Annotated in this window: 19 protein-coding genes; 18 read left to right on the top strand and 1 reads right to left on the bottom strand. The window is 71.7% G+C overall.

Going from position 1 to position 20,432, the window contains the following annotated elements:
- Nucleotides 1-69 precede the first annotated feature (69 nt).
- From ADK41_RS00625 to ADK41_RS00560, 14 genes are all read left to right on the top strand, one after another.
- Nucleotides 70-918, top strand: coding sequence for an aminoglycoside phosphotransferase family protein (locus ADK41_RS00625; protein WP_158717627.1), 849 nt, complete (start codon nucleotides 70-72; stop codon nucleotides 916-918).
- Between the two features lie 127 nt (nucleotides 919-1,045).
- On the top strand, nucleotides 1,046-1,300 hold the full coding sequence (locus ADK41_RS00620; RefSeq protein ID WP_030819555.1) for a DUF742 domain-containing protein: 255 nt from the start codon (nucleotides 1,046-1,048) through the stop codon (nucleotides 1,298-1,300).
- Nucleotides 1,287-1,697 (top strand): GTP-binding protein, encoded by a 411-nt coding sequence (locus tag ADK41_RS00615; protein ID WP_420706712.1) that lies wholly within the window; start codon nucleotides 1,287-1,289, stop codon nucleotides 1,695-1,697. The genes ADK41_RS00620 and ADK41_RS00615 overlap by 14 nt, the downstream gene beginning before the upstream one ends.
- Nucleotides 1,698-1,756: 59 nt before the next feature.
- Nucleotides 1,757-3,016 carry a cytochrome P450 gene (locus ADK41_RS00610; RefSeq protein ID WP_030819559.1) on the top strand — a complete coding sequence of 420 codons (1,260 nt, stop codon included), beginning with the start codon at nucleotides 1,757-1,759 and terminating at the stop codon, nucleotides 3,014-3,016.
- A gap of 784 nt (nucleotides 3,017-3,800) precedes the next feature.
- Entirely contained in the window at nucleotides 3,801-4,241 is a 441-nt protein-coding gene (locus ADK41_RS42680; protein ID WP_234318550.1) for a hypothetical protein, read from the top strand.
- Nucleotides 4,242-4,246: 5 nt separating this feature from the next.
- The gene (locus ADK41_RS38530) at nucleotides 4,247-4,960 is read left to right on the top strand and encodes an HAD family hydrolase (RefSeq protein WP_078661783.1); all 714 of its coding nucleotides are present in this window, start codon (nucleotides 4,247-4,249) and stop codon (nucleotides 4,958-4,960) included.
- Entirely contained in the window at nucleotides 4,957-5,565 is a 609-nt protein-coding gene (locus ADK41_RS00595) for a DUF6624 domain-containing protein (RefSeq protein WP_051842883.1), read from the top strand. Before ADK41_RS38530 ends, ADK41_RS00595 begins: the two co-directional genes overlap by 4 nt.
- On the top strand, nucleotides 5,562-6,431 hold the full coding sequence (locus ADK41_RS00590; protein ID WP_030819564.1) for a GNAT family N-acetyltransferase: 870 nt from the start codon (nucleotides 5,562-5,564) through the stop codon (nucleotides 6,429-6,431). Before ADK41_RS00595 ends, ADK41_RS00590 begins: the two co-directional genes overlap by 4 nt.
- A gap of 43 nt (nucleotides 6,432-6,474) precedes the next feature.
- On the top strand, nucleotides 6,475-7,980 hold the full coding sequence (locus ADK41_RS00585) for a hypothetical protein (RefSeq protein ID WP_030819566.1): 1,506 nt from the start codon (nucleotides 6,475-6,477) through the stop codon (nucleotides 7,978-7,980).
- Nucleotides 7,973-8,440, top strand: coding sequence for a hypothetical protein (locus ADK41_RS00580; protein WP_030819568.1), 468 nt, complete (start codon nucleotides 7,973-7,975; stop codon nucleotides 8,438-8,440). The genes ADK41_RS00585 and ADK41_RS00580 overlap by 8 nt, the downstream gene beginning before the upstream one ends.
- Nucleotides 8,437-9,231 carry a class I SAM-dependent methyltransferase gene (locus ADK41_RS00575; protein WP_051842884.1) on the top strand — a complete coding sequence of 265 codons (795 nt, stop codon included), beginning with the start codon at nucleotides 8,437-8,439 and terminating at the stop codon, nucleotides 9,229-9,231. Before ADK41_RS00580 ends, ADK41_RS00575 begins: the two co-directional genes overlap by 4 nt.
- Nucleotides 9,228-11,180 carry a phosphoribosyltransferase gene (locus ADK41_RS00570; RefSeq protein WP_030819573.1) on the top strand — a complete coding sequence of 651 codons (1,953 nt, stop codon included), beginning with the start codon at nucleotides 9,228-9,230 and terminating at the stop codon, nucleotides 11,178-11,180. The genes ADK41_RS00575 and ADK41_RS00570 overlap by 4 nt, the downstream gene beginning before the upstream one ends.
- The gene (locus ADK41_RS00565) at nucleotides 11,180-11,845 is read left to right on the top strand and encodes an HAD family hydrolase (protein ID WP_030819574.1); all 666 of its coding nucleotides are present in this window, start codon (nucleotides 11,180-11,182) and stop codon (nucleotides 11,843-11,845) included. Before ADK41_RS00570 ends, ADK41_RS00565 begins: the two co-directional genes overlap by 1 nt.
- 260 nt (nucleotides 11,846-12,105) lie before the next feature.
- On the top strand, nucleotides 12,106-14,082 hold the full coding sequence (locus ADK41_RS00560; RefSeq protein WP_234318552.1) for a B12-binding domain-containing radical SAM protein: 1,977 nt from the start codon (nucleotides 12,106-12,108) through the stop codon (nucleotides 14,080-14,082).
- 64 nt (nucleotides 14,083-14,146) lie between these two features.
- Here the strand turns inward: ADK41_RS00560 and ADK41_RS00555 are convergent, their stop codons facing one another.
- Nucleotides 14,147-14,767 carry a hypothetical protein gene (locus tag ADK41_RS00555; protein WP_234318554.1) on the bottom strand — a complete coding sequence of 207 codons (621 nt, stop codon included), beginning with the start codon at nucleotides 14,765-14,767 and terminating at the stop codon, nucleotides 14,147-14,149.
- Nucleotides 14,768-14,886: 119 nt separating this feature from the next.
- On the opposite strand from ADK41_RS00555, the gene ADK41_RS00550 reads away from it, so the two are divergent.
- The 4 genes from ADK41_RS00550 (at nucleotide 14,887) to ADK41_RS00535 (ending at nucleotide 20,224) form a co-directional block, all read left to right on the top strand.
- Nucleotides 14,887-15,942, top strand: coding sequence for an aldo/keto reductase (locus ADK41_RS00550; RefSeq protein ID WP_234318556.1), 1,056 nt, complete (start codon nucleotides 14,887-14,889; stop codon nucleotides 15,940-15,942).
- Complete coding sequence (locus tag ADK41_RS00545) at nucleotides 15,939-16,808, top strand: endonuclease/exonuclease/phosphatase family protein (protein ID WP_051842887.1); 870 nt, start codon at nucleotides 15,939-15,941, stop codon at nucleotides 16,806-16,808. The genes ADK41_RS00550 and ADK41_RS00545 overlap by 4 nt, the downstream gene beginning before the upstream one ends.
- Nucleotides 16,809-17,257: 449 nt before the next feature.
- Nucleotides 17,258-18,727: an NUDIX hydrolase gene (locus ADK41_RS00540; RefSeq protein WP_030819587.1), complete on the top strand. Its 1,470-nt coding sequence runs from the start codon at nucleotides 17,258-17,260 to the stop codon at nucleotides 18,725-18,727.
- A gap of 102 nt (nucleotides 18,728-18,829) precedes the next feature.
- On the top strand, nucleotides 18,830-20,224 hold the full coding sequence (locus ADK41_RS00535; RefSeq protein WP_030819589.1) for an MFS transporter: 1,395 nt from the start codon (nucleotides 18,830-18,832) through the stop codon (nucleotides 20,222-20,224).
- The last annotated feature ends 208 nt before the right edge of the window (nucleotides 20,225-20,432 follow it).

The following is a 20,432-nucleotide window of genomic DNA, read 5'->3' as shown; positions in this document are numbered from 1 at the left end:
GGCTGGCGTGCGCCCGGAGGCATACCGATGAGCCGGAACGCGGTAATGCCGCCCGAGGTGGAACTATGGGTGAAGCGCAAGATGCCGGACATCGACTACATCGCCGACGCTCCATGGCCAAGGCGGTCCAGCTCACGGGTGTGGCGTGTGCACGTACGGACGCACTCCGTGTACGTCAAAATGAGCCGGAACGCGCTCCGCTACCAGCGTGAGGTGTATGCCTACCGGCATGCCGCGGCCGCGCTGGGTGCCGGCCGGGCACCTCGGCTGCTCGACACGGACCCCCGCTTGGGCGTGATCATGACGTCGACGCTGCCGGGCTCCCGGGTTCTGGGGCTGAAACTGCGAGCGGAGCAGGAGCGGACGGTGCATTCGCTCGCCGGAGGTCTGCTGCGGCGTTGGCACGATCTGGAGCGTCCTGATCCAGCGGCCCGCGCCCGAGCCATCGCCGATGTCGATGAAAAGGTGGATGCGGCGACTTCGCACGTGCCGAAGGTCTCCCATCTCCTGTCCGACCGGCACAGAAAGGGGATCGAGCGGGCCAGCCAGGTCCTGCGGCTGCTCGCCCCCTACCTGCCGATCGGATTTCGCCACGGAGATTTCCAGGCCAGGAACTGGCAGTGGGACAGCGCGGCGCGGCTCCTTGGGCTCTTCGACTTCGAGGACTGCGGCAACGGCATAGTGGTCGAGGACTTTGTGTGGCTGGCCGCCGACACCTGGCCCTCACATCCCCAGCTCAAGGCCGCGTGCCAGGCAGGGTACGGCCGAGACTTCTCTGCTGACGAAGCCCGTGCCTTGGACGCCTACTCGGTGCTTGCTGTCCTCGACGACCTGCAGTGGGCGTACCGCAACGCCAACGCCGCTGAAGTCGCCCGAGCGGTGAGCATTCTCGAGCAGGTGATCCCTCGACTGTACTGAACAACCCGCTCGGTCCGCCTGCCGCAAGGAGCGCCCCTGCCCGGCCTCGCACCGTGGGGGCCGTCCCTTCACCTGGACGGCCCCGCACCTGACCGCCACGAGCGCGGACGACGGCGGGCGGATCACCATGCAGACGCTGATCCGCCCTACCGCACCATCGGACCGGCTCGCCAGCGTCCCGGTCCTGCGTCTCGCCGACCGGTCCCCCGGCATCGCCGTCGCTGATATCGCCGCCAACCTACGCCTCAAGCTCACCCCCACCGCGGCCCTCGTCGTCGAACTCGAAAACCGCGAACTCGTCATCCTCCAAGGCCTCGTCGGCGGAAACGACCCCGACACCGACTTCCTCCTCAGAATCAGGACCGGACTTGAAAACCTCTGATCGCCTCGACCCGCCCGCGCAGAACGTGAAGATCCTCGTCGCCGGGGGCTTCGGCGTCGGCAAGACCACGCTGATCGGCGCCATCAGCGAGATCACTCCGCTGCGCACCGAGGAGCGCTTGAGTCAGCTCAGCACCACCGTCGACGACCTGGCCGGCACCCCGGACAAGAACAGTGCGACCGTCGCCATGGACTTCGACCGGATCACTTTCACCACGGACGTCGCCACGGACGTGCTGATGCTCTTCGGCACCCCGGGGCAGGACCGGTTCTGGTTCATGTGGCCGGACCCCGTGGAGGGCGCCAAGGGCGCGATCATTAGGACGACATCGTCATGGTCGACGCCCGTGAGCGCGGCTCCGTGCGCGACGCCCTGCTCGCCGTGCTCGACCGGGTGATCTCCCGTTCCCGCGTGACCACCTGACCACCGCTGATCAGCCCTCGACCGGGAGAAGTCATGCAGAGCAGCATCGGGCCCAGCAGCTCTCTCCGTTTGTTCGACGACCGCGTTCTGGCCGACCCGTACCCGTCGTACGGCGCCCTGCGGTGCACTGGTGCTGCCGTGTACCTGGAGGAGTACGGCGTGTGGGCCATACCCCGGCACGCCGACCTCCTCGCGATCCTCAAGGCCCCGGACGTCTTCGGCTCCGAGGGCGGGATCGCCCTCACCGCCCTCGCGAATCGGGAGATCCTTGCCGGTACGGTTCCGGCCTCCGACGGCTCCGCTGACGCCAAGCTCCGCCGAGTCCTGTCCAAGCAGCTCGCTCCCCGCGCGATGAGGGCCCTGGCCCGCCGGATCACCGACCGTGCCGAGCGCCTGGTGGACCAGTACACGAAGCCGGGTCGGTTCGACGCCGCCGTGCTGGCCCGGCACATGGTCTGCGACACGGTGATGGAGCTGATGGGCCTGCCCGACGCGGACCGGGAGGTACTGCTGTCCGGTGCCGCGGCGACGTTCGACGTGTTCGGCCCGCACGGCGACCGCTACCAGCAGGCGCTGCCGCTGGCGTCCCGCATGGTCGGGATGCTCCACGAGAGGCTGATCCGCGAGAACGTGCCCCCTGAGTCGTGGATGGGGGCCATCTTCGAAGCCGTCGACGCTGGGCAGATCGAGGAGAGCGACGCGGTACCCCTCGCTTCGGCGTACACGGCCGCGGCCATCGACACCACCGTCCTCGGCCTCGCAGACTGCCTCGTCCAACTCGCCCGGCACCCGGAGCAGTGGCAGACCCTCCGCCGCGACCCCGTCCGCTGGGCCACACCCGCCTTCCACGAGGCTCTGAGACTCGAAGCCCCCATACAGGGCTTCGGGCGGCTGCTGACCAAGGACGCCGACATCGGCGGCGTCCACCTGGCCGCGGGCGACCAGGTGTGGCTGCTGTACGGCTCCGCCGGCCGCGACCCCCGCCACTGGGGAGACGAAGCCGACGAGTTCAACATCAGGCGCCCGCGCAACCACCAACACCTCGCCTTCGGCGGCGGACCGCACCTGTGCGCCGGCATCCCGCTCGCCGAGCTCCAAGCCCGAACCATCCTGCGCGCCCTGGCCGCCCGCTGCTTCCACCTCACGCTCGACGGCGAGCCGGTCCGCGTCCTGAACAACGTCCTGCGCGGGTACAGCAGCGCGCAGCTCGCCGTCGAACTCGCCCCCCGCCCGCCCGCCTCCGGCACCCTGGCCCTCTCGGCCAAGGCGTGCCAGCAAGGACCCGTGACATGACCCTCGCGACCTTCGCGACTCGTACCGCTCCCGACCCGCCGAGCGATCTCCCCCTGGCTGCCCAGTTGCGGCGGGTCGGGCCCAGACTGGGAGGTCCTGCTCATGCCCGAAGGGCTTGGCCGGTTCCTAATGAGCGCCCTCGCGGGAAGGGGCGCGGACCGCTCCTCTGGGCTGGGTCTTCGCGCACGCCGGTCAGTGGGGGATCTTCCTCCCACCAGAGTCCGATGTGCCTGCCTGGCCGCCGGGCACGACCTACCTGAAGGCAGGCACCAGCCTCGCCCTCCCCACGTTCGCAGCCCGGCCGGACGCGTGGCCAGCGCCTCCGGATGGGTGAGCCGGGACGGCAACCGGCTCAGCCGGCCACTGCTAGCCCACCCCGTCCTCACAGCCCTCGCCGCCGACGCATAGGGCTCCGCCCTGCCGCCCAACAGTAACGGCCATGACCGCGGCCAGCGGACCTCGGGTCGCGATCGCCACTGCCGAGCGCGCCAAAGAGACCGAGCAGATCCGCGCCGCCTGACCAGGAGACGTCCGTGCAAGCCCTCAGCGCTCCACCGTCCACAAACCCGCCCCATAAGCGGCGCATTCCCCTGTACATCGCTCCGTTCGAGGGCGAGTTCGCCTGCGACGTCACCGTGCTGTTCGACGAGAACGGGCACGTCTACTTCGCCGACGAACGGCCCGAGGACCGTGACGTCGACGGCCTGCTCTGGGGGCGATGGGAAGGGGCACCGACCGGCGAGCCGGACTGGGCCGCGCACCACCCCGCGCGCCATGCGAGGTCATGGACGGGCGGCCATTGTGCGGAGTCTGCAAGGGCGACCCGGACCGCGACGAACGCGGAACGCTCTGGCTCCTGCACGCCGATGAGAACACCCAGGCGCTCGTGTCCTTCCCCAGCAGCATCACGACCGCCACGCCCGCGGTCTGCATCCCGTGCGCCCGGCGCGCGTACCAGGCGCTCCAGCGCGGGTTCATCGCTCTGCGCGTGCGCGAAGCCCCGGTCATCGGCGTGCGCGGCACCCTGTACTCCCCCACCGACCCTCCGCAGACCAACCAGGTCGTCCGCTTGGGCGATGACGCTCTGCACCGGCTGGTCGTCCGCCAGTTGATGCGGGAGCTGATCAACGCCGAGCTCGACGAAACCACCCTGGCGGCGGCTGACTTTCCCACAGCGGGGCTGGCCAGGGTCGCGCTGTCGGGCCCCGGTCCGGTGTGGGGGTGACCACGATGCGCAAGGCAGCGCTCTTCGACCTGTACGGCACTCTTACCGACCACGCGGCGGCATTCGCCAGGTGGGCGGAGGAGTTCTGTGCTTCCACCGGCATCCCTCCGTCCGCGCTCATGAGAGCCGAGCCGTGCCACGCCGACGCCCGCCACACGTTCTTCGCCGAGATCAAGAGCACCTTCAAACTCCGGCGCTCCATCGCGTTCCTGCACGCCGACTACCGGCGACGCTCCGCCGAACTTGTGCCCTACCGTCCCGAGGTCTGCACCGCCTTGCAGCAACTCGCCGGCCATGACTGGGAACTGGGCGTCGTCACGAACGGGTCGCCCGACGCGCAACGCTGCAAGCTCGAAGCCGCTCGCCTGACCCGGTACTTCCGCTCGTTCGTGATCTCCGGCGACGGCATCCTCGCCGCCTCCCGGGTCGACATCAGCGACGACGACAGGGAGTACGAGGCGATGCTCGAACAGATCCGAACCCTGGGCGCCGGACTCGCCCTCGCACGCGAGGGAGAACGTCCTGTGACCCCACCGAGAACGCACGCCGCCATAGGCAGGAAGCTCACCGGCGCTGCGCGGGAGGAGTTCGCGGAGAAGGTCGTGGCCGCCTACCGCACTCCGGGCCGCACGGTCACCATCCACTCCCTCCTGAGCGAGGTCTGGGTCACAAAGCGCGGGCCCCGCCCCGCCGGCACAGAAGCACAGGTGAGCTCGTGAACGAGCACCACCAGCCCGCCCCGGGCGACCCCACTCTCGCGGAGGACCTGCTGAGCCGCGCGCTGCGCGCCAAGGCGCACTGGCGCACACCCGGCGCCGAACGCCTCGGCATGACACCGGACGCGCTCGCGGCCCTCGCCCAGACCCAGCACGACAACACCACCGGGCTGAAGCGGATCGTCGCACAGCTCGGGCAATGGCCACGCCGGAGCACCGTGGGGGCGGACGCCTGCCAGGCCGCCGTAGACATCGCGGTGCAAAGCGACCACACCCCGGCGCTCCAGCGGATACTGCTTAGCCTGCTGCAGAATGCCGTGAAAGCCGGTGACGCCACCAGCGCCCAACTCGCCCACCTACACGACCGCTGCCTCGTCAACGCCGGGCAGCTGCAGGTCTACGGAACCCAGCACTGGTTCCGCCCCGACGGGCTCCTCGAGCCGCACCCGATCACCGATCCCGAACAGCTCAACCCCCGCCGGGCCGGCGCGGGCCTGCCACCGTATGCCGAACAGGCTCACCGTCTGCGCGAGCGGCACAGGCAGATCGCCTCCTTACCCCCTCTCGCCGCCTCGCCCGTCCGGCTCGCAGAAAGGCCCGCCGCATGAGTGATTCCCGTCTGCAGATCGACCTGCTCCCGAGCCTTGATGACGACGTGTGTGAAGAGCTCGCGGTCCTGGCTCAGCGGTGCATCAGCGGGTACAGCGACGACCGGCCGGTCAGCGCCTCCCTGGTGCGCTCACGGCTGACGAACGCGCTGACCGGCGTGCCGCCCGTCCTCGCGGTGGCCCGCGACGGGCAGAACCTGACCGGCTGGTGTGCCGTGCGGCGCCCGGAGCCCGGTGAGACGAGGGCGCGGCTGTGGGGTCCGGTTGTGGAGCCCTCGGCGCGACGAGCGGGTCTCGGTCGAAGGCTGCTGCAGACGGTGGTGGGCGCGGTGCAGTGGCCGCTGGTGACCACGGACGTGCCCGTGGACCGTGACGGCGCCGGCGTGTTCTTCACCGAGGCCGGGTGGGAAGTGCTGGACACCATCACGGTGCTGCACGGCACCCCGTCCGCCGACGTGCCCGGTGCCGTCACCGCAGTCGGCATCACCGGGCTGGAGGCGTACGTCGCTGCGGCCGGCCGCCGGTTCGCCGGTCTGGAGTCGTCGTTCGCCGAGTCGACGCTGTTGCGGTGGCGGGACGACGCACGCTTCAGCGCCGAGACGCTGTTGCTCGACCCGCCAACCGGGGCGCTGCTGCTGGCCCTGGTCCAGCGAAACACCACCGGCAGTGAGCTGCTGGTGGCCGAGGTGTGGGCCGCCGATACGGAGGTCTGCAGGCGGCTGATCGCCCAGGCGCACGCCCTGGCCGCCAGTCAGCGGGTGGCGACCGTGCGCGCGGTGACGCGGCAGGACCCGGCCGACTTCACCGCCAGCGGCATGCGTGTCACCGGCCGCTGCCGCACCTACATCCTTCCCGGCGAGCGTTGAGTCCCGGGCATCCCGTGATCCACACCCTGACAGGAGGGCGTCCATGCCCGTATCCGTGAAACCGCCGCTCGTCCACGCGGTCGACGTCATCGGCACTCAGGACGAGGTCCGGCATCTGGCCGGTGAACTCGCCGCCCGACTTGCTCTCACCCCCGGCGTGCAGAGCATGGACTGGGACGAGACATCGGCGTCGTGGCAGTGCTCGCTCGCCGACGGCGGCCGCGGCCGGCTGACGCTGGCCGTTCCGGCGGACCCGGCCGCGGCGGTCGCGCACACCTACCGGATCGTGGCGACGTTCGAACAGGGCACCCCGGCCGCGGCTGAGGCGTTCTTCGCGGCCGTACGCCATCTGCCGTTCACTGCCACCGAGGTCGCTGCGGCCGTGTCCGAGCTGCCGCTGACGAGCCGGCTGGCCGACCGGTGGGCCGACAAGCCGCTGTCCGGCGTCGGTGTGCTGCTGACGATTCACCACATGCGGGACTTCCTCGTGCTGGTCGACAGCCTGCTCGCCCTCGGTGTGGACCCGGGGCACATGACCGTGATCGACAAGGAGTACCCCTACGCGCACACCCACCGGGTGGACGCGCACCTGGTACATCGGCACGGCATCACCGTGTGGCGCTACCGGGACCTGCGCGAAGGGATCGAGGACCACATCAGCCGCGTCGCCGCCTCCGGTAAGCGCACCGTGGTGATGGACGACGGCGGCTACGTGTTGCCCACCGTCCTTCGCGAACTGCCCGGGCAGGCGGACCACTTCGTTGGGCTGGTGGAGCAGACCACCTCCGGTATTCGCAAGGTGGAAGGGCTCGACCTGCCGCTGCCGCTGTTCAGCGTGGCCGAGAGCGACATGAAGTCCATGATCGAGTCGTACGGCATAGCCGACGCGGCCGTCCGCAACACCTTGAGGCTGCTGCCGGACGAGAAGCTGGAGGGTCAGGCCGCGCTCGTGCTCGGCTTCGGCCGGATCGGGCACGAGGTCGCCCGCGTCCTGGAGATGCGGCGGATGCGGGTCGCGGTGTTCGACTCCGACATCACCCGCCTGGTCGCCGCGCACGAGGAAGGGTTCCTCACCGGTAAGTCGCTGAAGCAGCTGGTGCGTACGCACCAGCCGCGGCTGGTTATCGGCTGTGTCGGCAGCCGCAGCTTCGGCGCGCGCGAGGCCCGGCTCCTGCCGGAGCGGTCGTTCCTGGTCAGCACCACCAGCCGGAACTTCGAGTTCGATCTCGACGAGCTGCGCGCCGGCAGCACCGCGGTGACGGACCGGGGCGTGCTCGGCACCGGCTACCAGCTCGCCGGCGGCCCCGAGATCGTCGTCCTCGGGCACGGTATGCCGATCAATTTCCACTACGCCGAGTCCCTGTCCAACAGGTACGTTGACCTGGTCCTGGCCGGGCTCGCGGTCGGCGCGGTGGCCCTGGCCCGCGCCGACGAGCGGCTGCGGCCCGGGCACAACGTCGCCGCGACCAACCTGATCCTGGCCGAGGCGGGCATCGTCGATGACTACTACCGCCTCTACGGCCCGGCCGCCGGCGGCGGACGTGGCTGAGCGGATCTTCACCCTCGACGACCTCACCGGCGTCCGGTCGGTGTGCGGCTGCCTGGCCTGCAACCTCAGCGCCGTGTTCGCCGAGCACCTCACCGCCCTGCGCACCGGCTACCCCGGCGCCGTCACCACCCTCGGCCACCGCGGCCCGTCGCCCGGGACGACCGCGGTGCCGCACTTCCTCGCCGTACGCCTGGGCGGCGGGATCGCGGACGTCGTGGTGTGGGAGGAAATGCGCCCGCACCAGCTGACCGCATGGTTGCCGGCCCCGGACGCCCGGGCCCGGGTGCCGCAGCTGGCCGCCCGGATCCCGCGCCTGGTCCGTATCCGCCAGGCCCTCCGCACCGGCACCTTCACCCCCTCCGGAGCGGCCGGAGAGGCCTTGTCCACCGGAGGCCGTTACCCCTCGTTCCGCTTCCTCGTCGAACACTGGCCCACCCTCAACAAGGAGTTCACCCCATGACCGCTGCTTCCTCCTCCACCTCCCCGGACTTCGCGACCGTCGGTTCCGGCTACGCCGCGTACTCCGGCGGCGGCCGCGGCCGTCTGCGCCACGACATCACCGCGCGCCGGGTCCTGGCCGAGCTTGGTGACCGGCCCGCCCGGGTCCTGGACGTCGGATGCGGCGACGGGGAGATGGTGCTGCGCCTCGCGGCCGCCGGACACCACGTGTCCGGCGTGGAGAAGTCGCCCGGCATGCTCGAGGCCGCCGCCAAGCGGGTCGCCGCCGTTCCCGAGATCGCCGAGCGAGTCACCCTGAGTGAGGGCGACATCTACACCCTGCCGTTCGATGACGCCGCGTTCGACGCGGTCGTCTGTCACGGCGTCGTGATGTACCTGGCCGACTCCGTCGCCCCCGTCGCCCACCTCGCCCGGCTCGTCGCCGACGGCGGCATCCTCAGCGTCCTGACGAAGAACCGGCTCGCCGTGGGCGTGCGCGAGGCACTGTCCGGCGACTACGCGTCGGCCCGGGCGCAGATCGAGAGCGGGCAGGCAGCCAGCGTCGGCAACCTCGGCATCACCACACGCGGCGACACCCCCGACGACCTGGACGACCTCGCCCGCGCGAACGGTCTCACCCCCCTGCCGTGGCAGGGCGTGCGGATCTTCCACGACCACCGCACCGACTGGAAGCCCACCGAGGAGGAGTACCAGGCGGCGCTCGAGACCGAGTGGGCCGCCTCCAGCCGTAGCCCGTACCGGGAGCTGGGCCGCCTGGTGCACGTCATGGCCCGCCGCGAGGCCACCGCATGACCAGCGGAGCCATCCGGCCGCTGACCATCGCCCACCTCGCCCGGTCCCTTGAGGCCCGGGCGGGGCAGCCGATGGAGGCGCTGCGCTGCTACGAGTCGCTTGCCGCGCTGTGGATCCGCTGCTGCGACACCGGCACGCTGGGGGCCCGGGTGCTGCGGGACATGACGTTCCGTGCCGCCCGGCGGCTCGCGGCCGGCGAGGACATCCTCATCGCGCCCGAGTCCGACCGCATCCCCGACTGGCTGACCAGGGACGCTTCCCTCGTGCGTCTGCCGGCGTCCCTGGCTGTTCAGGGCGTGGAGTGGCAGGACGTCCTCGCCCTGGCCGAAGTGTGGCTGGGGGCCCGGCAGGACGCCGGGCCGGTTCTCGTCGCGGGGGTGCGCACCGGCGGGGCGTATCTGGCGCCGTTGGTCGCCACCCGGCTGGAGGCTGCGGGCGTGGATGTGCGGGTGACGAGCGTGCGGCCCGGCGAGGACCTGGATGTCCGGGACCGGCGGGTGCTGCTCGTGGACGACCCGCCGCTGACCGGCCGCACCCTGCTCTCCCTCGCTCGGGACATTCCGGGGCCGGCCGGGGGCGAGGTGCTGGTGCCCGTCTTCGACGCCGCCGACGTGCAGGGACTGCGCCAGGAGGGGATCGCGGTCACCGTGCTGCCGCGCGAGCGGTGGCAGTCCACCCGCCGCCTTCAGCCGGACGCCCTGTCCCCCTACCTGGACGCGCACGCCCGCTGGCAGGACGCCGGGCCGGCGCCGGCGGTGGACGGGCTCGTGCCCGGGCGGGAGAACTCCGCCCTGACCCCGTGGCCGGGCGTGCGGCGTCGCTCCCCGGCCCGGGCCGCTGTCCGGCTGGCCACCTCTGCGGGCATTCGACACGCGGTCGCCGGATGGGTGCCGCCCGGGATCTTCGGCGACGCCGCCCGGGCCGCGGCCACCTTGGTGCGCAGCTCCGTGGTCCCGGCCACGCTCGCCGTGGCGCCCGCGCTGGTGGTCAGCGAGGACCTCGTCACCACCGCTCCCCTCAGCCCCCAGCCGCCGCCCGGGAAGCTGGAGGAGGCGATGGACTACGTCCTCGACCGCGCCCGGCAGCTCCCGGTGGAATCCCCAGTACCCGGCGGGCCCATGCCCGAGGTCCTGCAGACGGTGGCCCGGGCCCTGACCGGAACGGACGACACCGCGGTGGCGACGGGCGCCGCGCGGATGCTGCAACTGCTGTCCGCGCTGGCCCCGTCGCTGCCGGACAATCGGTGCGAGGCGGAGAAGTGGTTCCTCGACGGCGCCGGACGCCTGCGCAAAACCGGGCACCTCGCCCACGCCTACCGTCGCGACAACGAGCTGCTCACCCCGCTGCTCGATCTGGCCGCGCTCTCCGTCGCGTTCGGCAGCAACCTGGACACCATCGCCGACCATCTCGCCCGCCGCCTGCCCAACACCAGGCCCTGGTACGCGCCGCTCGCCGTAGCACTGCTGTGCTACGGGACGGCACGGGGCGCGCAACTGCCGCGCACCTACAACCCGCAGCGAGCGGCCGAGACCGCCGTGGAGGCGTACCGGCTTCAGCGCGGCATGTCCCAGGCCGCTGAGGCCCTGCAGCCCGTCCTGAGTGACCTGGTCGGAGGCCCGGAGACGGCCGTGCCTGGCGTCGTACACCGGTGGCAGGATCCGCCCGGGGCTCTGGTACAGCCCCGATTGCCGTTCGGCGGCACCGCCACCCGCCCGATCGGCCCCGGCCCGACGGGCGAGGAGACGCAGATGGCGCTGAAGGCCGTCGCCCGCTGGGCCGAGGGCCGCGCCCAGGCCGTGCGCGAAGGCGACGTGCTGCTGCTCGCCCCGCTCCAGGCGCCGTCGGCCTGGGACCGGGCCGCGCTGGAGGACCTCGCCCGGCTGCTGCCCTGCCCCGGACTGCTGGCCTGGTGCGGTGTACCGGTCGTGGCGCTGGGCGAGGTGAGCTGATGCTGGTGTTCGACTTCGACGGTGTCCTGCACGACTCCCGCGCCCGGGCCTGGCGCTGCTACCAGGACGCCCGCAAGGAGATGGAGCTGTGGGCGCTGCCTGACCTGGCCGGGCCCTGCGACCTGCCGGTCATCTACCAGGGCGTGCTGAGCGCTTCGCTGACCCGCTGGATCGACTTCGAGATCGCCGAGCGGTTCTGGAAGCGGCACGCCGAGCTGACCGCCCAGGCCGCCGCCGATGAACCGCACGGCGTCATCCCCGAGTTGACCCACTCGCTGGTCGGCCTGGCCGCCGGGCCCGGGTACGCGGTGGTCACCGGAAGCCACCACACCACCGTCCGCACCCTGCTCGCCCGCACCCTCACCCCGGAGGCGATGCCCCGGATCCTGCTCTCCCGCGACGAACCGGGCAGCAAGACCGACAAACTCCGCGACCTGCGCACCCGGTGGGGCGCGAGCGCGTACGTCGGCGACACCGGCAGCGATGTCCGGCACGCCCACGCCGCCGGGCTGACCGCGATCGCCGTCGCCTACGGCTACGCGAGCCGTGAAGACCTCACCCGCGCCGAACCTGCCCGGCTGCTGGACACCCCGGCCGACCTGGCCGCCTGGTGCCGGATTCAAGCCGCCGGCCACACCACCGCACCGGAGCCGTCCACCACCTGACCTCCTCCCGAACACCGCCCGCCCTCCCCCGGGGACCGCCTGCACACCCCGGGGGCCGGTAGGCCCTGCCCAAAAGGCCCCTTCCACATGGCCGACACCACCACTGCGGCACTGGACCGGCTGGACCTCGCCGTCACCACCGCACACCCCGCCAGCCGCCCGCTGACCGATACCGACCGGGCCGCCTCGCCCCCCTGCTCACTTCACCCAACGACCTGCGGGCCCGCCTGGAGGCCCACCTGGAGGGCGCGCCGGGGCGGGTGAGGGTAAGCGGCACCCTGGACCGGCGCCTGCTGCTCCTGGAACGCCCGAACGGCGGGTGGGTCGCGGCCGACCTGGCCGGCGCCGAGCACGTCTCCCGCCACTGGCCGCGGTGGAGCGAGGGGCACATCCGGCTGGACATGCCGGACTCCTGGCTGTCGCACGCCGAGCTGACCGAGACCGCCGTTTACCGGCTGACCCGGCCGGACGTGCACCTGATGGCCCTGTACCACCCGGAGTTCTTTCCGCTGCCGCGCTTCCCTCTCGGTATCAGCGACGTGGCCCGCGCGGCCCGCTCCACGCTGGTGGGCACGGTCGCCCTGTCCGACATGCAGTTAGGTGTCACGCTGGAGGACCTGCTCAAGCAGCTCTCCACCCAGGCGCCGGACATCGTCGGCATCTCGGCGACGTTCGGCCAGCACGACCTGATGCTCCAGCTCCTGGATGCGGCCTTCGCCCTGCCCGCACCGCCGCTGGTGGTGGCCGGCGGAAGCCTCACCGCCCGCAACGAACGGCTGCTGCTGGAGCGCTACCCCGACCTGCTCGTCGCCCGCGGCGGCGGCGAGGCCACCATCGAGGGTGTCCTGGCCCACTGGCACGGCGACATCCCGCGCCAGGAGATACCCGGCATCGGCTACACCGGTGCCGCCCGCGGCGGCGGCATGGCCATCGGCCGGCGCCGCACCGCCAAGCCCGTCGCCCGCGACACCGCCAGCGACATCCTGCCCGAGCTCGACCTGCTGCCGGCCACCTTCGCCCACCACGGTGTGGCCCAGCTCGAGACCAGCCGCGGCTGCACCAACACCTGCTCCTTCTGCCCGCGTGGCCACAAGGGGCTGTGGGCGGGCGCCGCCCCCGGGCAACTTCCGTGGATCCTCGACGAACTGGGCCAGGTCTTCGACCGCCACCCGGGTATCTCCCGCACCCTCTACCTGGTCGACGAGGAGATCATCGGCGGCGGCGACGACGCCGTCAGCCGGGTCCTGGAGCTCGCGCGCACCCTGCACGAGGCCGGGTTCGCCTGGGAGTCCAGCTGCCGCATCGACCAGACCGTGCGTACCGACCAGGACGAGGCGTGGCATGTCGAACGGGCCCGCATGTGGCGCACCCTGGTCGACCTGGGCCTTCGGCGGATGCTGTTCGGCGTGGAGTCGGGCGTCGACTCGATCCTGACCCGCTTCAACAAGGAGACGACCGCCGAGCAGAACGCCCTGGCGATCCGGACCCTGTCCGCGCTCGACGTCCCCACCCGCTACACGTACATCACCTTCGACCCGCTCATGAGCCTGGACGAGCTGAAGGCCACCCACGCCTTCCAGGGGCGCACCGATCTGCTGCTGCGCCCCCAGCCCGGCCTGGCGCCGCGCCAGATCGTCCGCGGCGTACGCGACGAGGAGTGGGTGGCCGCGCACACCACCGGCCGGCCGCTGCACACCGGGATCAGCTACATGCTCGTCAGCATGGAGTGCCTGATCGGCGCCGCCTACACCCGGCAGGCGAGTGCCGAAGGGCTCACCGGGCAGCCGGAGCCGCTCATGGGCCGGGTCGCCTGCCGCTACCGGGACTGGCGCATCGGCGTCGCCAGCGGCTGGGCGCAGCGGTGGGTGGACCGCCACTTCGCCCTCGACTACACCTTTAAGAGCCTGGAGAAGGTCCTCGACGGCCCGCCCAGGCACGCCGTCCGGCAGGCGCGCGTGGTGCTGAAGGACGCCGCCTACGACGTCCTCGGTGACGTGATCGACGCCATCGAGCAGTACGACCTCGAGCGGCCCGAGCAGGAGGCGGCCCTGTCCGCGCGCATCGAGACGGCGCTGGAGGCTCGGGCCGGGATGCTCCGTGACCGGATGGCCGTCACCGTGGCGGAGGTCGGCCGGCACCTGTCCGGTGAGCACGCGGCCACTATCGCCCGGGAGCACGGCCGGTGGGCGGCGGCGACGAGCTGGGAGCTGATCAACGCGGGCGAGTCCTGTGCGTGAGCGTCCGGCCAGGGCCCGGGCGTCCCGTCACCGCGTTGCGGTCGGGGCGCCCGGCGCCCCGTGCTCAGGCGCCGGTCTTCTCCGGGATCGGCACCCAGTTGAACTCCGGGCAGAAGCGGGCGTACGTCGTCAGCTTCCAGGCCGCGTACTCGTCGGTGCGGTCCGAGCTGCGCAGCAGGTGCTTGACCCAGGTGTGCGCGATGCGCTCGTCCAGCGTCATGGTCGTGTCGATCTGGTCGAGCATCCGGCAGGCCACGGCGTAGTCCTCAACCGTCAGCGCGCTCAGATCGATCTCGACGCTCTCCAGGGTGAAGGAGAACACCAGCCGCGAGGTGGAGAAGCGGGTCTTGCGCTCGCCCAGGAACGTGGTGTGGGGCGCCAGGACCTCCCGCAGGCGGTCGCGGTCCTCGACCGGGTAGCCGATGCCCAGGTCCAGGTCGGAGCTCTCCAGGTTCAGCCGGGTGCCGAAGGAGCCGACATCGCGCGGCTTGTGCCCGGTCCACTCGCTGATCAGCGCGGCCGCATCGGCGCGCACCCGCTCCAGGCGGTCGTCGTGGACGCGCATCTCCTCGTAGAAGGCGCGGGCGCGGTCGAACTCGGCGTCGGTGAAGTCGCCGCGGTCGACCCAGCGCCGCTCAGTGATCGCGTTCAAGTCAAGTTCGGTGAAGGGAGGTTGTGTCGTCACGCGAGGCACCATACTCACTCCCGCACATGATTCATCAGTGTTTGCTACTAATTGAGAGGTAAGAGGTACTTTCTGTGAGTGCTCCGACTTCCCCCGCGCGCCGCACACTCGCCCGCGGCTTGTCCGTTCATCCGATCGGGATCGGTGCCTGGGCCGTGGGCGGCGCCGACAACAACCTCGGGCTGCCGATGGGCTGGGGCACGGCCGACGACGCCGCCTCCCGCGGCGGCCTGGAGAGGGCCTACGAGCTCGGCGCGAACCTCATCGACACCGCCGACGTGTACGGGCACGGGCACTCCGAGCGGATCATCGGCGACTTCACCGCCACCGTCCCCCGCGACACCGTGGTGCTGTCCTCCAAGGTCGGCTACCACCGCGGCACCGCCCGGCACGCCTACCTCCCCTCGGCCATGCGCCGCCAGCTCGAGACGAGCCTGGAGAACCTGCGCACCGACCGTCTGGACATCTACTTCTTCCACAACGCCGACTTCGGGCCCGACGACCGCTACCTGGAGGAGGCCGTCGCCCAGATGCGCGACTTCCAGCGCCAGGGCCTGGTCACCGCCGTCGGGATGCGCGGCCCCCACCGCCACGCCACCGAACGGGTCACCGTCGCCAAGGACCAGCGCGGCGACAAGTACGCCCGGTTCGCCCACCTCGCCGAGCAGATCCGCCCCGACTACCTCGCGGCCCGCTTCAACGCCCTGACCCCGCCGCCCGCCGCCGGCCGGCCGGACATCTTCGCCCTCGCCGCCTCCCTCGGCGCCAGCGTGCTGATCAACAAACCGTTGGCCCAAGGCCTGCTCACCGGCAAGTACGACCCCGACCACCCGCCCGTCTTCGCTACCGGCGACCACCGGCTGCGCAAGGCCTGGTTCACCCCCGAGGCACTGCGGATCATCTCCGACGGCCTACGGCCTCTCCGCGAGCGCTTCGGCGACAGCCCGGCCGCGCTGACCCGCGTCGCCCTCCAGGTGTGCCTGCAGCGAGCCGAGAATGCCGCCGTCCTCGTCGGCTTCACCCGCCCCGAGCAGGTCGAAGCGAACCTGACCGCCGTCGGCACCCCGCTGACCGACGACGAGCTCGCCTTCGTCCGCGCCACCCTCGGCCGCCTCCAGCAGAACCTGGACGCCAACAGCGAGGTCTTCCTGGACGAGAAGGAAGCCGGCCGATGAACCCCGCCTCCGAGCAGCTGTCCCTGCTCGCCATCGACGAGCCCGCCCACCAGCCGGCCACCGACGCCGTGCGGCTGCTGCTGTTCAACGCCCAGCACGCCTCCCCGGACCGCTCCCGCCGCCAGGCCGCTTGGATCGCCGGCCGGGAGGGCGCCGATATCGCCGTCTTCACCGAGGTGTCCTCCACCCAGGGGGGCGACGCCCTCGTCACCGCTCTCACCGAGCGCGGGTACGCCGCCGTGATCGCCCCCCAGCCGTCCACGCCCGACTACCGCACGGTCATCGCCTGCCGCACCAGTGCCGTCCGGACCGTCCCCAGCCCGGTCACCGTCACCCCCCATCGCGCCCCGGCGGCCCGCGTTACCGTCGGCGGCTACGACATCGGAGTGCTGGGCCTGTACGTGCCCTCCCGCGGCCCGAAGGACCAGCGCAACGTCGCCAAGCGCGCCTTCCAGGAGGCGGTCACCGAGAGCCTGCCACGGCTGCTCGCCGCCTTCCCGGACATGCCCGTCATCGTGGCCGGGGACCTCAACGTCATCGAGCGCGGCCACCAGCCCCCGCACAAGGTGTTCGGCGACTGGGAGTACGACTTCTACGACTCCTTCCAGGCCGCTGGCCTCACCGACGCCTTCCGCCACCTCCACCCCGACGAGGTCACCCACTCCTGGTTCGGACGCAGCGGCAACGGCTTCCGCTTCGACCACCTCTTCGTCTCCACACCCCACGCCGAGCGCATCCTGGCCTGCGACTACCACCAGGAAGCCCGTGAAGTGGGACTGACCGACCACGCGGTCATGACGCTGCGCCTGGGCCTGCCGTCCACCACGGGCGAACAGGGTGAAGCCCCAGGGACGGGGGCGGGCTAACAGCTGGCCGCCGCAGCGATCGAACGTCGGCGTTTCGGCCAACCTCCCCCGAGCCGCAGGCTCTTGCGTGGCAAGGGTCGATGCACTGCGCACCCTCGGAGAACCGCTGAATTACAGGGTGCGCAACGCGTCCGAAAGGAACAGGTGCTCGAAATCGTGCGGCGTCGTTGAGCACGGCGACGCCACCGCCACGTCCACGAGAGGGGAACGCATGGACGCCAGTCGAACCAGGCGGCGACAAGGCCCACGAGGACCTGATCTCCCGTAAGTGCGGCTTGTACCGGGGCGTGTGCACCGCCGAGGCCCCCCAGTACGAGATCGCGCCGTCGACTGGCGGCGCACCCGGCCCCCGAGGCGCCAAGCCGTCCGGCAACGGAACGGCGAGCTGAACCACTGGAGCTTCCTTCCCCCGCCTGCCCTCCCCCGACATCGAAGGCGAGACGACGTCCATGCCACCCAGCTCCACCGCGATCCGCAAGATCGTCGAGGCATACCTCGGCCGGCACCCCGGCGAGCGTGACGCCCTGGCCGAGCTCCTCGCCACGCTGGGCCGACCCGTCGACGCAACCGCCCGGACGACGCTGCCCGGGCACGTCACGTGCAGCGCCGTCGTCATCGACCGGCAGGGCCGGGTCCTGCACATCCAGCACCGGGCCACCGGCGGTCTCATGCTCGCCCCCGGCGGCCACATCGAGCCCCAGGACCGCACACTGCTCGCCGCGGCGCTGCGCGAGGTGGCAGAAGAAGCCGGGATCCCACCGGGCGCCCTGTGCCTGACCCGGCAGCTGCTCGGTTCTCCGATCGACATCGACATCCACGACATCGACGCCAGCCCCTCCAAAGGGGAACCGGCCCACCGCCACTACGACGTCCGCTACGTCTTCTACCTCGTCGGGGAGGAGCCGCCGACGATCGCGCTGCAGGACGAGGAGGTCTCCGGCGCCCGGTGGCTCCCGCAGCCTGAGGTCACCTCGCCGACACTGCGCGCCAAGCTCCTCGCGGCGGGCCTGGACGGCCTGCCGGAGCCGGTGAACGCTTCCGCCCTGATCCACGACGGGAACGGCCGGTACCTGCTTCATCTGCGTGACCACAAGCCCGGCATCATCTGGGAGCCGGGAGCGTTCGCCCTTCTCGGCGGCGGCCGCACGCACGACGACCAAAGCCTGCAAGGCACCCTGCTGCGCGAGCTGTCCGAAGAGGTGCCCGACCTCCGCCTCGAGGACGTGAAGCCCTACGCCATGGAAGCCGCCACCAGCATCGACGGCCTCAGTGTCCCGGTCCAGGTCTTCGCCGGCCGGTGGCGCGGCAACCCCGACCGACTCGCGCTGCACGAGGGCGTGCTGCTGCGCTGGTTCACGCCCGACGAACTGGACCGGCTGCGCCTGAGCCCCGCCACCCGGGACCTGATTCGCCGGCACGCGGCCGAGAACCCCCCGGACAACCAGCCCACCGCGGCCCCGCCCGTCTGGGACGGGGGCAGCCGGACCGTACTGAACGGCATCGGAGTCCATCTCCACCTCGAAGACGCCGATGGCCGAGTGCTTCTCGGTCTGCGGCATCCCGACTCGAAATACGCGGGCGACACCTGGCACTACCTGGCCGGTCGGTGCGAGCAGGAGCCCGCGCTCGCGTGCTTGGTGCGCGAGGCGTGGGAGGAAGCAGGGCTGGTCATCGACCCCGCCGACGTAGAACTCGTCCACGTCGTCCACGTCGTCGACGCCCCGGGCAGTCTGCCCCTGATGCAGCTCGTCTTCCGGGCTCGCCGCTGGGAGGGCATTCCCAAGGTGCGCGAGTCCGACAAGTGCCTGACCTGGCAGTGGTGGCCACAGGACGAGCTGCCGGACCCGATCGTCTCCTACACCCGCACGGCCATCACCGCCATCGCCGAAGGCCGCTCCTACTCGCAGCTGGGCTGGTGAGCAGGGTGAGCACACTCACCGGTAGCGGATTCGGCCGGCGGGCCCAGGCTGAGCCCAGGTACGTGTTGCGGGGGCTTCTGGCGGAGCCGAGGGAGGTGCCTCGTGCCGTCCTGCACTGAGCCCCTCTCCGCCGCCGGCACGTCGCTGTGGCGGCACCGGGACTTCCGCCGGTACCTGACCGGCCAGGCAGCGAGCGTGACCGGCAGCTCGATCACGCAGATGGCGCTGCCGGTGCTGGCCGTGCTCCACCTGGACGCGAGCACCGCCCAGGTCGCGTGGCTGGCGTTCCTCGGACAGCTCCCGCCTGCGCTGCTCGCCCTGCACGCCGGCGCGCTCGCCGACCGGCACTCCAAGCGCCGGCAGATGATCACCGGTGACCTGGTAAGCGCGACGGTGCTCGCCACCGTGCCGGTGGCGGCCGCGCTGGGCACCCTCACCCTCGCGCAGCTCATGATCGTCGCCGTGGTGCAGGGGGCGGCGAGCGTGCTCCACGACGCGGCGGCCATCAGCCTGCTGCCCAGTCTCGTCGACCGGTCGTTGATCCAGCGGAGCAACAGCCGGGTCGGCGCGCTGTTCGCGGTCGCCGCGACGGCCGGGAGCCACCTCGGCGCCGCGCTGACCGCGCTCCTCGGACCAGCCCGGGCCCTGCTCGGCGACGTCGCCTCCTACCTGATCAGCGCCGTGTGCACCGCCCGCATCCAGACCGCCGAACCCGCCCACACCCGCCCGGAGATCCGCCGGCTGCGCGGCGAGATCGGCGAGGGCCTGCGGTACGTGCGCGGCGATGACCGGCTGTGGACCCTGACCCTGGTCAACGCCACGACGTCGTTCGCCCTCGGGCTGCTCAACACCCTCTGGGCCCTCTACCTCCTGAGGTCACTGGCGATGAGCGCGACCGTCTTCGGAGTGGTGTTGGGCCTCGGCGCGCTGGGCGCGGCCGCCGGAGCGCTCACGGCACCGGCGTTGGCCCGCCGGTACGGGCCGGGGCCGATGATGCTGACCGCGCTCGCGATCACCCCGCTCACCCAGCTCCCGCTGCTGCTCGCCTCCCCCGGCCTTGCCTGGCAGATCACGATCGGGGCGGCGCTCTTCCTGCAGCTCGCATGCGCCGGCGCCGCTGGCACCACCCAAAGATCCATTCGGCAGATCGTCACCACGGCCGGGATGCAGGCGCGGATGCAGGCCGTGAGCACCTGGCTGACGTCCGGCGCCCGCCCGGCGGCCGCGCTCCTCGCCGGCGGGCTGGGGACGTGGATCGGTGTGCGGCCCGCCTTGACCGTCGGGACCTTCCTGCTGGTCGTCCCGCTCGTAGTCCTCGCCTGCTCTCCGCTGCGCGCCCTGCTGCACATGCCGGACCAGCCGCCTTCCGCGCCGGGGACAGGCGGCGAGCCCGCACCGCCGTCGCCCGTACTGCGGGCGGCCCCTGCGGCCGTGCCCACGCCCGCGTGTACGGAAGGCGCCCGTTACGACCGCTCGCCCGGAGGAGATGCCATGTGAACACGGAGCCGAAGACGGCGGGGATGCCGTCCACCGTCGCGCTGGGGCCGGCGGCCGCGGCGGGTACGACACAGCGGTCCCTCCGCTAACAGTTGTTCCCTCCCGACCGGCGAACCTGCGCGCCGCAGACCGCTGTCTGGCTGGAGACCAACCTGCGGCAGGCCGCCGGGCTGGTGGTCGGCGCCAGCGTCGTCGTCTCCTCCGTGCA

This window comes from Streptomyces caelestis, assembly GCF_001279005.1.
Classification (GTDB): domain Bacteria; phylum Actinomycetota; class Actinomycetes; order Streptomycetales; family Streptomycetaceae; genus Streptomyces; species Streptomyces heliomycini.
This window is presented reverse-complemented; position numbering and strand designations above follow the sequence as displayed.

Coding starts and splice junctions, on each gene's coding strand:
- ADK41_RS38530 (WP_078661783.1), top strand. CDS start 4,247: ATGCGCAAGGCAGCGCTCTTCGACCTGTACGGCACTCTTACCGACCAC.
- ADK41_RS00590 (WP_030819564.1), top strand. CDS start 5,562: ATGAGTGATTCCCGTCTGCAGATCGACCTGCTCCCGAGCCTTGATGAC.
- ADK41_RS00575 (WP_051842884.1), top strand. CDS start 8,437: ATGACCGCTGCTTCCTCCTCCACCTCCCCGGACTTCGCGACCGTCGGT.
- ADK41_RS00540 (WP_030819587.1), top strand. CDS start 17,258: ATGCCACCCAGCTCCACCGCGATCCGCAAGATCGTCGAGGCATACCTC.
- ADK41_RS00610 (WP_030819559.1), top strand. CDS start 1,757: ATGCAGAGCAGCATCGGGCCCAGCAGCTCTCTCCGTTTGTTCGACGAC.
- ADK41_RS42680 (WP_234318550.1), top strand. CDS start 3,801: ATGGACGGGCGGCCATTGTGCGGAGTCTGCAAGGGCGACCCGGACCGC.
- ADK41_RS00570 (WP_030819573.1), top strand. CDS start 9,228: ATGACCAGCGGAGCCATCCGGCCGCTGACCATCGCCCACCTCGCCCGG.
- ADK41_RS00620 (WP_030819555.1), top strand. CDS start 1,046: ATGCAGACGCTGATCCGCCCTACCGCACCATCGGACCGGCTCGCCAGC.
- ADK41_RS00545 (WP_051842887.1), top strand. CDS start 15,939: ATGAACCCCGCCTCCGAGCAGCTGTCCCTGCTCGCCATCGACGAGCCC.
- ADK41_RS00585 (WP_030819566.1), top strand. CDS start 6,475: ATGCCCGTATCCGTGAAACCGCCGCTCGTCCACGCGGTCGACGTCATC.
- ADK41_RS00565 (WP_030819574.1), top strand. CDS start 11,180: ATGCTGGTGTTCGACTTCGACGGTGTCCTGCACGACTCCCGCGCCCGG.